This window comes from Croceicoccus mobilis, from assembly GCF_001661965.1.
Taxonomy (GTDB): domain Bacteria; phylum Pseudomonadota; class Alphaproteobacteria; order Sphingomonadales; family Sphingomonadaceae; genus Croceicoccus; species Croceicoccus mobilis.
Window position 1 is genome coordinate 132,379 of the sequence record NZ_LYWZ01000028.1, and the last position, 13,559, is coordinate 145,937.

Below are 13,559 nucleotides of genomic sequence, written 5' to 3' on the forward strand. Positions count from 1 at the left end.
GGTCTGCGCCTGCTGTTCGGTAATTCTCAAAACATTCCATGCGGACGGTCAGGCCCCCTGCCAGACCGCCCTTAATGCGCCACCGCCGCTGCCAGCGCAGCTTCGTCGGCGCCATCTGTCATCTGCATCGCAGCGCCATGGCCGGCCCCGGCGATCTCACCCCCCAGCAGGGCGGCGATATCGGCAGCGGCGATCGGATGTGCGCCATGGGCAGCGATTGCATGATCGGCCGCGCCGTGGGTCTCTACACCGGCAGTGTCAACAATTTGCTGCACGAGGGCGGAGATATCGTCCTCACCCGTCACCTCGGCCAGCGCCTCGCGCACTGCGTCCAGCGCCTGCATGCCCTGCGCACCTTCTGCCGGGGCAGGGGCGGCGGTAAGGTCGAGCATGGCTTCCATCATCTGCGCCGTCATCGCGCCTGCGCCTGAGAAATCCGCAGCCGCGTCAGAGGACGCGCCGAGATCGGCAGCCTCCACAGCGGCAGGCTCGTTGCTGGCGGTCAGCGCGGTTTCGAGGCCTGCGTCGGCAGCCGCCGTGGCCAGCGAGGACTGGGGCATGGCGTTCTCGACATGCGAAGCGGTGTCGAGCGTCGGCAGATCGGCTGCGGTGAAATCGCCGCCATCGAATGCGGAGAACTTCGTAAACTGCTGGGTAAGGAGAGGTGTTTCATCGAAATTAACCATCTCCGGGGCAGCGAACGATGTCGTCGCCTGGGCGGCCGCAGTTTCCAGCAGGGCAGGGGCGAGAGCGGCGATGGTCGCCATCTCCGCCGTGCGCTGCTGTTCGGTGCCATATTGCGTGCGGAAGGCCGCATCGACCAGCGTGCCGGTCCCGCCGTTGAAGCTGCCGGTGCCCAACACCTGCACTTCGCCGCCATCGACTGCATAAGCCTCGCCATCGCTGGTGAGCTGGATGTCGGTGATGCCGGCTTCGGCCAAGGTCATGTATTCGCCAGCTTCGAACACGCCGTCGCCATCGTCGGCCCATACGCCGAACTGCGCGTAGTCGGCGTCATTGGCATCAAGCGTGTCGCCATAGATCGCGGCCAATGTTTCAAGATCGGTCATGCCGTCATCGTGAAAGATGAACTCACCCGCGTCGTCGACCGCGCCGTTGCCGTTGAGGTCATGGATCAGGATCGCATCGCCTGCGCTGATCCACGATGTCGCATCGGCAATGCCGTCGCCGTTCATGTCATAGGTGACACCCGCATCCAGCGACTGGAAGGCGATGCCATTGCCATCCAGATCCAGCACCACCGGATCGGAGAACGGGTTGATGTGGAAGTCATAGTAATAGCTGTCGCCATCCGCATCGGTCGCGGTCGCGCGAATGTCGAGCGATACGGCCGACTGGTCGATCACCGTGCGGATCAGGCCGATGTCGGAGATCTTGATGACGTCATTGTCATCGGTCGCCGCGCCAAACGCCACCGTGCCCGTGCTACCGCCATCGTCACCGACCGCGCCATTCAGGTCGATGCCGCTGCCCGTAAGCCCGCTCGACGACACCATCAGCTGCGCGCCGACGATCACATAGGCTTCACCATCCTCCAGATAGTCGTTGCCCTCGATGATGACGAACCCGTCATTATTGTCGAGCGTGGGAGCGCCATAGCCATCGGGAATGGCGTCGCCGTTGCGATAGATGTCGTCCGACCCCACCACGACCGCGCGGGTGGTGATGATATTGGTCGGATCGCCGGGATCGGCCAGCTTGAGGATGACGATCAGGTCTTCGTTCGCGCCCACGCCATCAAGGCTCAGCGTCATGCCGGATACAAAGCTGTCCTGCACCTTGTCATATTGCTTCGGGTCGAAGCTGTAGAAGTCGAAATCGAGGACTTCGCCATCCTGGATGGTGTCGCCCGCGACCCCGTTTTCTTCATTGGTGATCGAAACCCAGGTCTGGGTGCCGCCAACTTCGTCGCCTGCGGCAAAGGCATTGTCACCGCCAGCGGTCAGCGTGCCGTTATAGCCGCGGAACTGGACGTAGATCGGATCGCCGTCGCCAATGTCGAGCTTGGACACCACGATCTCGGTCTGGCCACCTGTCATGCCCGGCGCGTCGTAACCGGTGCGAACCGTCGCATCGGACTGGGCGAGGATAGCGCTGAATTCGAAATTATCATCGAGCGTCAGCGTCCACGCATCACCGTCATAGGTGATCTCGCCCGCATTGCTGCCGCTGGTGCCGGTGCTGGTCGTGTACTCAAAGGAGAACTGCCAGCTATCGCTCACCGGATTGTAAACCGGCTGGCTGATGCTGGTGAGCGGGATGGAGTCGACCGAGCTGGTCGAGAGCAGCTCGAACGTCATGCCGGTGCCGAGCGAGCCGCCGAGCGGGCCATCGGTGCCGAAATCGAAGTCGAGGTCGCCATTGGCGATCAGCGCATATTCGGTCGTGCCCGACATTTCGAAGGGCGTGTACTTGGTCTTGGTCCAGACGCTGGGGCCATCGTCCTCGATGGTGAAGGCGCCGTCCGACAGGTCGATCAGGGCAGAGGCGACATCGTTATCGCTGTCGGTGACGGTCGCTTCCAGCGTCAGCGTGCCTTCCGGCATGGAGATGGAAACGCCCTCGTCCATGAAGTTCCAGAAGCCGGGTTCATCGTGCCAGATGTTTTCCGACTGGCTGAAGGTGACGACGCCGGTCGCCTCATCCAGTGCGATGCGGAAATATTCGGTGCCGTTCGCGGTGCCGACGACATCGCCGCCATCCATCGAAAGCAGGATTTCCGTGCCCTGGCCGATCCCGTCGCCATCGCCGTCGGTGACATCGGTGTTGTCGAGCGCATAGAGGCCCGAGCCAACGCCGTCGGCCGAAAGCTGCAGCGCGTAGGCCACTGCGTTCGGTGTGTCGGCGCTGGCCGTGACATTGAAGTTCGCCGAGTAATCGACCGAAACCTCGCGGATGCCGTCATAGGGCACATGGGTAACGCCGTCGCCCGCATCGGGCAGCGGGGATTCGTCGAGCAGGGCGACGGCGGGCGTGCCGGTCGCCTCGATCGCGGGAGCGTCGTCGTTGAAGACGAGATTGCCGCCAAGGTCGATGCTGGCATCGTCGCTAACCGTGTCGCCGTCGCCATCGGTGACGATGACGTCATAGCTCGCTTCGATCAGTCCGGTCGGCAGCGACAGGCTGTCGGTCCCGGTCGCATGGTCGAGCGGCGCATATTGCTGCAGGCCGACTTCGCCGGTCGAGGTGTTCACATCGACGACAAAGACCGTGTTCGCGCTTGCCAGTTCGCCATAGGTCGCTGCGGTCGCGCCGATGACCGTGTTGCCGATCTCATAAAGATAGATCGTCGCCCCGCCCGAAGTCAGCGTAGTGCCGGTACCCGCATCATAGGCGGCGGCGATGTTCAGCGCATAGGTTTCGGAAAGCCCGCCCGAAGCCGCCGCGCCATCGGTGCCGTAATCGAAACTGGTGGTGGCAAAGATCGCGGAAAGCTGCAGCGTGTCGACATTGGGGCTGCCGTCATCGTCGGTCGCGGCCTGTTCGCTGTCGTCGTCCATGGCGGAAACGGTGAGCGAGGGGCCGTCATCCTGTATGCTGAAAACGCCGCCCGACAGGTCAATCGTGTCGCTGGCGCTGTCCGTGTCGAAATCGGTGATGGTGGCGGTGAGCCCCATGGTGCCATCGGCCAGCAGGATCGAGACGGCATCGTCATCGCTGCCGGTATCGCCGTGCCAGACATTGGCGCTTTGGCTGAAATTAACCATTCCGTCGGCAGAGACCGAGATGGCGAAATATGCCTGCCCGCCCGCCGTGCCGACGATCTCTCCGCCGACGAGGTTGAGGACGATTTCCTCACCCATGCCGGTGCCCGTGTCGGACAGGGCGTAAACGCCCGAAGCGACATCGCTGCCGTTCAGGGTCAGCGCGTAAGTGGTCGAACCCGCGCCATCCGCGCCGTAATCGCCGCTGAAGCTGCCCGAGTAATCGACGGTGACGCTGGCAATGCCGTCGCCATCTGCAGGCAGTGGGCTTTCGTCGAGCGTGGCTGCAATCGCCCCGCCGGTCGCCGTGATGGTCGGCGTGTCATCGCCAAAGGCGATATTGCCGCCAAGATCGATATTCGCAGTCTGGGTGACGCTGTCGCCGTCGCCATCGGTGATGGTGACGCTGTAATCGGCCTGAACCAGCCCATCGGCCAGCGTCGCAAGATCGCTGCCCATGGCATGGTCAACGGTCGCCAACTGATCGAGCGTCAGCGTGCCGTCAGCCGCGACGGTGATGGTGAACACGGTGCCTTCACCGGTGGAACCGGTCACCACCGAGCCATCGCCATAGACGGACAGGACGATGGCTTCACCGCCGCTGGTCAGGCCCGAGGGCGAACCCTCGGCCACGAGCAGTGAGAGCGAATAGCTTTCCGTGGTGCTGCCAGCGCCATCCTCGCCGTAATCCGCGCCCGAGAAGCCGAATACCGCCGAGAGGTCGAGGCTGGTCGCATCGCTGTCGGGCAGGGTGGCATCGCTGGTCATCGCCATGCCTGCGTCAATGGCGGCATCGGCGGTGATGGCCGGGCCATCGTCTTCGAACATCAGCGACTGACCGATGTTCAGCGTATCGCTGGCCATATCGCCGTCGCCATCGGTGACGGTGGCGGTCAGGGTGATGAGATCGGCAGAGCTGAGCGTTTCGGCAGCATCGCCGCTTTCGATCGGGTCGGCCGGGCCGCTGTGATAGATCGCGCGAAGCTGGTCCAGCGTGACGGTGCCGGTCGCATCTACGCTGACGGTGAAGGCGATGTCGCCGCTCTCGCCACCGACGCGGCCCACGACTTCGCCGCCCTCGACGTAAAGCAGGATCGCTTCGCCGCTGGCAGTGTCGGTCAGGCCGCTATCCGCGCCCGCTGCCGAAACGCCCAGCACATAGGTGACGCTGTCCGCGCCATCAGCACCCGCGACAATGGTGAACGCGCCTGCGAAATCGGCGCTGGCATCAACCCCAAGCGTCGTATCATCGACCGTCAGAACCGGCGCGCCATCCAGCACCGCATCGGCAGACGGCACATCGTCGACGATGGTCGCGTCAAAGCTGCCCGAGACGGTGTCGATCACGTCGCTGTCCGCCACGGTAAAGCTGATGCCCGCGATGGTGACGCTGTCCTCGCTGCCTGCGGCCGGGTGGTCGACCGGCTGCGACAGGGTGACGGTATAAATATAGGAGACGCTGCCGCCGCTGGGGGCAGAAGCATCGGTCAGCGCGATCGTGATGACATTGGTCGCGCCGCCATCGACGGTGCCCACGATATTGCCATCGCCATCCAGCGCGAAATCGACCGGCTGACCATCCGAGGTGATCGAGCCATCCAGCGCATCGACATTGTCGAAGCTGAAGGCCGCCATCGGATCGGCAGGAACATCCGCGCCGAAATCGACGACGATGGTCCCGGTCACGGTCGCAAGGCCAGTGGACGTGGTCTCTGCCGGATCGGTCTGGCCATCGTCGGCATTGGCGCCGACAAGGCCGTCCTCGTCCACCGTGGCATCGTCGATGCTGCGGATCACGGGCACGCTGTCGGGTGCGATGGTCAAGGACACAGTCGCGGTCGAGGTGTCACCATCGGCATCGGTGATCGAATAGGTGAAGCTGTCGTCGCCGCTCGCGCCCGCATCCGGCGTGTAGTCGAAGGTGCCGTCGCCATTATAGGTGACAGTGCCCTTTGCAGCGTCAGTGACGATGGTGATGCCGGTGGCGAGATCCACACCATCGGTGCCTGCATCGTCATTGCCGAAAACGTCGATGTCGGAGAGGGTCTGGTCTTCATCGACCATGAAGGCGCCGTCATCAGCGGCGGTCGGACCGTCATCCTCGATCACGAAGGTCCCGTTGCCGAGGTCGATTGCCGCGCTGGCGCTGTCGAAGTCGCTGTCGGTTGCGGTGGCGACCAGGGTGAGCACGCCGGTACCTGCCATCAGCGCGGCGGGATCGTCATTGCTGGTCGCGTCGCCATTGGTGATATTGGCGTAGTCGCCGGTGAAGGCAAAAGTGACCGAACCCGACGCATCGACCGAGATGGTGAAATAATCCGTGCCATCGGCCGAACCGGTGATCACCCCGCCCGCGATGTTGAGGACGATCTCCGTCCCATCGAGCGTGTAAAGGCCCGAACCTGCATCGCTGCCGCTAAGCGACAGGGCGTAGGTGACGCTGCCGGGCGCGTCATTGCCATTGTCGGTGGTGAAATTGCCCGAATAATCGACGGTGACGCTGCTGATGCCATCGTCGCTGACCGGGCTTTCATCCAGCACCGCGCTGGCAATGTCGCCGGTCGCCACGATGGTCGGCAAATCGTCGGTGAAAACGAGATTGCCGCCAAGGTCGAAGCTGGCATCGGCAGATGCGCTGTCGCCGTCGGCATCGGTAATCGTGGCGGCGAAAGTCGCCGCGATCAGCCCGTCGGCGAGAGCGACACTGTCGCTGCCTTCGGCATGGTCGATCACGGCTTCCTGGGTAAGGGTGAGCGAGCCGGTTTCGGCATTGACGGTCACGGTGAAGACCGTGCTGCTGGCGGTCGCGCCAGTAACGGTGTCGCCGTCGATGGTCAGCGTGATCGCTTCACCGCCGCTGGTCAGGCCGCTGGCAGGCGAAAGCAGGGCAAGGCCATAGGTGCCAGTGGTCGAGCCAGCGCCATCGGTGCCGTAATCGCCGGTTGCGGCAAAGATCGCGGAGAGATCGAACCCGTCGCTTTCGGTGATCGCACCGTCGCTAGTGGTCGCCGTGTATCCGGCTTCGCCCATGGCGGAAACGTCGATCGCCGGGCCGTCATCTTCGATGGCAAAGGTGCCGGTGCCCAGATCGACCGATGCGCTGGCCGTATCCCCATCGGCATCGGTGACCGTCGCGACCAGCGACAAGGCGCCGCCCTCGATCAGCAGGCTGGCCGCATCGTCGGCGCTGGTGGTGTCGTCATGCGCGATATTGGCATAGGCATCGGTGAAGGCGAAGGTCACCACGCCGCCCGCTTCGACGCTGATGGTGAAATAGTCGGTGCCATCGGCCGAGCCGGTGATTACGCCATCGGCAAGGTTCAGCACGATCTGCGTGCCATTCAGGGCATAAAGGCCCGAGCCGACATCGCTGCCGGTCAGCGACAGGGTGTAATCCACCGCCCCGGCGCCATCCGCGCCGAATGCAGAGGTGAAGCTGCCCGAGAAATCGACGCTGGCGCTGGCGATGCCGTCGGCGGCCAGCGGGCTTTCGTCCAGCACGGCCATGCCGGCTTCGGCGCCGGTCAGAGTGATGATGGGGCTGTCGTCGTCGATGATCACGCTGATCGCGCCGGTCACCGCATCGCCATCGCTGTCGGTGACGGTGACGTCGATGGACAGCGTCGCATCATCCTCGTCGGCGCCGGGGTGCGACACGGGGGAGAGCAGGTTGAATTCATAGGCACCGGTGGCGGTGTCGGTGATGGTCAGCGTAAAGACCGCTTCGCCCGTCACCGCGTCCTGGCCGGTCAGCGTATGCGTCGCCGCGTCCCACACGGTCTCGACCGCATTACCCGCCAGCGTGACAAGGCCGGTATCGGCTTCAGCCGCGAGCACGATGTCACCCGCGCCATCGCCGCCAAAGTCGAGACCCGAGAGCATGCCGCTCGCCGTGATGGTCTCGCCTGTCAGATCGCCTTCACCACCGGCGATACCGCCCGGCAGACCGTCTTCGTCAACCAGGATCGAGGCCGCCTCTGCATCGAGCGCAGGGCCGTTTTCGGTAAGCGTGACGGTGAAGGTCGCCGTGTTCGAAACGCTGCCGTCGCCATCGGTGATGGTATAGGTAAAAGTCTCGACCAGAGTTTCGCCCGGAAGCGCGTCGCCGCCCGCGGTATAGACCAGCTCGCCATCGACGATGGCGATGGTGCCGCCCTGATCGCCGCTGCCGATGTCGATGGCAGGCGTGCCCATGCCATCTGCGCCGAAATCGTCGTTCGCCCAGATCTGCTCCAGAGTGCCGACGACAATGCCGGCAGCTTCATCGGGTAGAGTGGCGAGATTGCCGTCGTCCGTCGTGATCGGCGTATCGTCGATGATCGAAATCACGACATTGCCGGTGTCGCTATCGCCATCAGGGTCGACCACGGTGATGTCGAAATCGACCGTATTGCCATCGCTGATGGTGTTGTCGGTCAGCGTGTAATCATAGGTGATTGTACCCGCGTCGAGATCGACGTCGACAACGGTCAGGATGCCGTTGCCTAGCGGAGTGGGCTCGAAAATGATGACCAGCTCGCCGTCGACGATCTCGAACACCGGCTCGCCATCGATCAGCAGCTGGTCGACGCCGTCAGGCGATACGAAATTGATGACGCCGACGGTGCTTTCATCGTTTGAAGCGGAATCGGTGCCCGCCGGTTCGTCGCCCATGTCGCCTTCGCGCGCGGGCAGGCCGTCTTCATCGACGATGGTCCCGGCATCGCTTTCGGCGATATTGGGGACCGAGGTGACTTCGGGCAGGCCGTTGATCGGTCCGGGAAAAACCTCCGGATCGTCGGCCTGGGTGAACTGCAGCTCGGTATAGGGAAGCAGGTCGCCGATTGCATAGGCGGGATCGATCGGATTGACCGCATCGGCGAAATTGCCGCCCGAACTTTGCGCATTGCCGCCTTCGGGATCGATGGGCACTTCGACGCCTAGGTAATCCTTCCAGTTCTCGTCCGGCACAGTCGTGCCCGCGATGACGAAATCGACATCGTAGAGGACTGCGTCGACGACGGTGATCATGGTGCCATCGGGCAGGCGCACCACGATATTGTCGCCGGAAACTTCCAGGTCGTTGATGGTAACGCCTGCAGGCAGCATCACGGTGTTCTGCTGGCCGGGCTGGGCGATGACGCGCTGGCCAAGGCCTGCCGATGCGGCAGCGGCGGAACCTTGCGCGAAATTTGCGTCAGCAGCGCTCATGTCGCCGAGGCCCTCATGGCCTTCGCCATTGGTGCCGCCATCTTTGCCGCTTGCCTGAAAATCCATCGTCTACGCCTCATCCACACTTCGGAGCCTGCCGCTCCCGGCGGGATGACGATGTCGCCGAACCCCCCGTAACATGCCCGACCGTTTGCGCGTGGGCCGCGCCGTGGCCGGGTACCAAATATCGGCTGGAAGCGTGTCACCGACCCGAAAGGGTGGGTGGCGGCATCGTGCGTGACGGCATCCTCTCCCGGGATTGCGTCAGCCGGTTCGATACCCGCGCGCCAGTTGTTCCGATGTATTTAATGTCTGCCGTTAACGGCCTTCAGGCAAGCTGTGCCCCCCATTTGCGCCAAAATGGGAAGTTCCCGACCATTTGACGTCTTAATATTTGTAGATGCCCCTGATTCTCTTGCAAATTTACGATGCTCAACGATGCGCGGCAAGGGATGTTCCCGCGCCAGTCATGCTTAAGCGGTTTGGTTAACGACAAGTCACTAATCGGGCGTGATTTTCGCGACTCGGACGGGGGTTCAAAAGTGTTAACGAACGCTACCATGAAAAACCCCGCCCGGAGCGGGGTCCGGACGGGGTATTGGCCGCAACGTGATTGCGGCGTTTCTGGCATGGTCGGATCAGGCGGGTTCGGCCTCGCGAACCTTCGCGAGTTCCGAAATCAGCGCCTTGGAAAAGGCGGGAATGTCATCCGGATTACGGCTGGTGATCAGACCGCCGTCGACGGCAACTTCCTGATCGACAACATTGGCACCTGCATTGCGCAGATCGGTGCGGACAGACGGCCAGCTTGTGACCGTTCGGCCTCGAACCAGATCTGCTTCGACCAGAAGCCACGGGGCGTGACAGATGGCTGCAATCGGTTTGCCCGCGTCGGCGAACCCCTTGATCAGGGCGATCGCGTCCTCGTCGATGCGCAGGATATCGGGATTGATCTGGCCACCGGGAAGGACGAGCGCGTCGTAATCCTCCACTTTCGCTTCGGAAAGCGGCTTGTCGACGGTGACGCTGTCGCCCCAGTCGGTGTTGTCCCAGCCCTTGATGCTGCCGCTTTCGGGGCTGGTGACGGTGGTGCGAATTCCGGCCTGCTCGAGGTTGTCGCGGGGACCGGTCAGCTCCGACTGCTCAAAGCCATTGGTGGCGAGAATAAGGACCTGTTGGGTCATGTGAAACCTCCGTATTTTCAATTGTTTGCGTCTTCACCTAACCAACGGGCGAGGGAGGGTGGCGTTCCGGCGATCGCCACGGTTCGTCGTGCCTGAGGCGCGCTCTGGAGTATTAGTCGGAGATGACGGAGCTGCTGTGCGATTTCGCAGCCGACGAGGCCGCTCTCCAGCGCATCAAAAGCCGGACGGTCAGCCATCCGAGCCAGCCGATCAGCCCCAGCGGCAGGGCGATGGTGGCAAGCGTGATCAGCCCCGCGACGATGACGCCCAGAATGCCCGAAATACTGGCCAGTGCCGCGCGGACGGGCGCGGTAAAGCCGCCGCTGACCGGCGCGCCGGAAGAATAGGTGATGCTGACACGGCTGAAGGCGACGTGGCCCTTCATCTCGGCAAGCCAGCTTTGCGCCTGGTCGATTTCCTCGTTCACCTGCGCGACGCTGCGCTCGGCCTCGACCAGCTCCCTGACCGTGCCGCGCCGGGTCTGCAGCACTTCCAGCAGGCGGTCGCGCAGTACGGTGCGGGCGCGCAGGCGCGCCTCGGTGTCGACGATGCGCTTCGACAGGTCCTCGCCGCTGATCGTGCTCGAAATCTGCTCGCCGCCTGATCCTTCCGCCATTTGCGACAGCTGCGTTCCGAATGCGCGGGCGCGGCTGGCGGCGACGGAGAGAGTGAGCGAACCGCCCGCGTAATCGCCCTCCATCCCGTGCTGGCGCATGTCGATGATCCGGCAGATAGATGGCCCTTGCGCCTCGCACAGATCGGCATGGCGCATCTGCAGAGGTGCAATCGCGTCGGAGGCAAGGCGGAAGCCGTAGTCATAGACATAGGCGATTTGCGGCAGCGACACAGCGATGGGACTGGTGCCCGCATCGGCGGCGCTCTCGGCCCTGTCTGCTGTGGGAGCGGCGGCGTCGATGCTGGCCGCCATCGTTTCACTCTGCGCTCCGTCATCTGCCGCGCCGCACCCTGCCAAGGCCAGGGCCATACCCGTCATCAACGCCACCTGCCGCATTCTCGCCTCCTTTATGCCATATTCTTGCCACATTCTGCCTCGGTTCGGGGCATGGCGCAAGCGCGGACCGGTGGATTGCGCGCCCTCTCGCTATTCCCGCGCCTCGTACTGCTTGCTAACCCTCGCAAATGGCCGACGAGATTCCCGACACGCTTGAACCCGATCCCTTCGACCGGCTGGTCGATGCACCCTTCGATGCGGCGCTCTCTGAACGCTATCTCGTCTATGCGCTCTCCACGATCACGGCGCGCTCGCTCCCCGATCTTCGCGACGGGCTGAAACCGGTGCATCGCCGCCTGTTGTGGGCCATGCGGAAATTGCGCCTGTCGCCTGACAGCGGCTTCAAGAAATCGGCGGCCGTCGTTGGCGACGTGCTGGGCAAATACCACCCGCATGGCGATGCATCCGTCTATGACGCGATGGTCCGCCTCGCGCAGGATTTCTCGCTGCGCTATCCGCTGGTGGAAGGGCAGGGGAACTTCGGTAATATCGATGGCGATAATGCCGCGGCCTACCGTTATACAGAGGCGCGGCTGACCCGCACCGCCATTCTGCTGATGCAGGGGCTGGACGAGGGCACGGTCGATTTCGCGCCGACCTATAATAACGAGGACGAGGAGCCGACGCTCTTCCCCGGCATCTTCCCGAACCTGCTTGGCAATGGCGCCAGCGGGATCGCGGTGGGCATGGCGACCAATATTCCGAGCCACAACGTGGCCGAGATCGTCGATGCCACGCTGAAGCTGATCGATAATCCCCGCGCCGAACATGCGGAACTGATGGAAGTCTTCCACGGCCCCGATTTCGCGACCGGCGGCCTTGTCGTCGACAGCGCGGAGATCGTGTCCAAGGCTTACGAGACGGGGCGCGGCTCCTTTCGCATGCGCGGGCGTTTCCACGCGGCGGAGGCTGAAGCAGAGGCCGACCGCGAGGCCGGGATCGAGAGACTGGGCGGCGGGCAGTGGCAGCTGGTCATTTCCGAGATTCCGTACCAGGTGCAAAAGGGCCGCCTGATCGAACAGATCGCCCAGCTGATTGCCGACCGGAAGCTGCCGATCCTTGAGGATGTGCGCGACGAAAGCGATGAGAGCATCCGTATCGTGCTCGTGCCCAAGAGCCGCAATGTCGATCCGGAGCTTTTGAAAGAAAGCATCTACAAGCTCACCGACATGGAAAGCCGCTTCGGCCTCAACCTCAACGTGCTGGATGCGACGCGCACCCCGCAGGTGATGGGGCTGGGCGAGGTGCTGCGCCACTGGATCGCATCGCAGATCGAGATTCTGCTCAGGCGCTCGAACCATCGCCTCGACCAGATCGCGGGTCGGCTCGAGCTGGTCGAAGGCTATATCATCGCCTATCTCAACCTCGACCGGGTGATCGAGATCATCCGCAGCGAGGACGAGCCCAAGCCGATCATGATGGCCGAATTCGGCCTCACCGATCGGCAGGCCGAGGCGATCCTCAACATGCGGTTGCGGTCTTTGCGCAAGCTTGAGGAAATGCAGCTCAAGAACGAGCGCGACGAGCTTTTGGCAGAGCGCGACGAATTGCAGAAGCTCATCGACAGCCCGGCGCGCCAGCGCACCCGGCTGAAGCGCGACCTCAATGCGCTGCGCAAGGAATACGGCCCCGAAACAAAGCTGGGCGCGCGCCGCACCACCATCGCCGAAGCGGAACCGACGGTTGAATTCAGCATGGACGCCATGATCGAGAAGGAGCCGGTTACGGTCATCATCTCGGCGCGCGGCTGGGTGCGCGGCATGAAGGGGCATGTCGATCTTGGCCCAGATGGCAATGGGGCGGAGTTCAAGTTCAAGGAGGGCGACGGCCCGGCCTTCGCGCTTCATGCGCAGACCACCGACAAGCTGCTGATCGCCAGCGGCGACGGGCGGTTCTATACTTTGGGCTGCGACAAGCTGCCGGGCGGGCGCGGCTTTGGCGAGCCTTTGCGCACCACGCTCGACATTGACGCCGGATCGCCGCTGGTGGCGGTGATGGTCTACAGGAAGGGCGGGCAGATCCTGCTGGCCAATAGCGTCGGACGCGGCTTTGCAGCCGAGATGGACGAACTGCTGGCCGAGACCCGCAAGGGCCGTCAGGTCGTGAACCTGAAGGACAAGGTCACGCTGCAGGTCGTGCGCGAGATCGCGCCCGAGGACGACCATGTCGCCGTGGTCGGGGAGAACCGCAAGCTGGTGATCTTCGGCCTCGACGAATTGCCGGTCATGTCGCGCGGGCAGGGCGTGCAGCTTCAGCGCTACCGCGATGGCGGTCTGTCGGATGCGATCACGCTGAAGCTGGAAGACGGCCTGTCATGGACCATGGGCGGCGAAACCGGCCGCACGCGGACGGAAAAGGACATGTGGCAATGGAAGGTCGCGCGCGGCGCTGCCGGCCGTCTGCCGCCGCAGGGCTTCCCCCGCGACAACACGTTCGGCTGACCGGGCC

At 63.4% G+C, this 13,559-nt stretch carries 4 protein-coding genes; 1 reads left to right on the forward strand and 3 read right to left on the reverse strand.

What is annotated here, in order from left to right:
• Window positions 1-71: 71 nt before the first annotated feature.
• The 3 genes from A9D13_RS18470 to A9D13_RS18480 all read right to left on the reverse strand — a co-directional run bounded on the left by A9D13_RS18470 (window position 72) and on the right by A9D13_RS18480 (window position 11,093).
• Window positions 72-8,981, reverse strand: coding sequence for a DUF5801 repeats-in-toxin domain-containing protein (locus A9D13_RS18470; RefSeq protein ID WP_066777182.1), 8,910 nt, complete (start codon window positions 8,979-8,981; stop codon window positions 72-74).
• Window positions 8,982-9,553: 572 nt separating this feature from the next.
• Complete coding sequence (locus tag A9D13_RS18475) at window positions 9,554-10,099, reverse strand: type 1 glutamine amidotransferase domain-containing protein (protein WP_066777183.1); 546 nt, start codon at window positions 10,097-10,099, stop codon at window positions 9,554-9,556.
• Between the two features lie 112 nt (window positions 10,100-10,211).
• Entirely contained in the window at window positions 10,212-11,093 is an 882-nt protein-coding gene (locus A9D13_RS18480; RefSeq protein ID WP_229665468.1) for a DUF4349 domain-containing protein, read from the reverse strand.
• A gap of 146 nt (window positions 11,094-11,239) precedes the next feature.
• On the opposite strand from A9D13_RS18480, the gene parC reads away from it, so the two are divergent.
• On the forward strand, window positions 11,240-13,552 hold the full coding sequence (gene parC, locus A9D13_RS18485) for a DNA topoisomerase IV subunit A (protein WP_066777189.1): 2,313 nt from the start codon (window positions 11,240-11,242) through the stop codon (window positions 13,550-13,552).
• The last annotated feature ends 7 nt before the right edge of the window (window positions 13,553-13,559 follow it).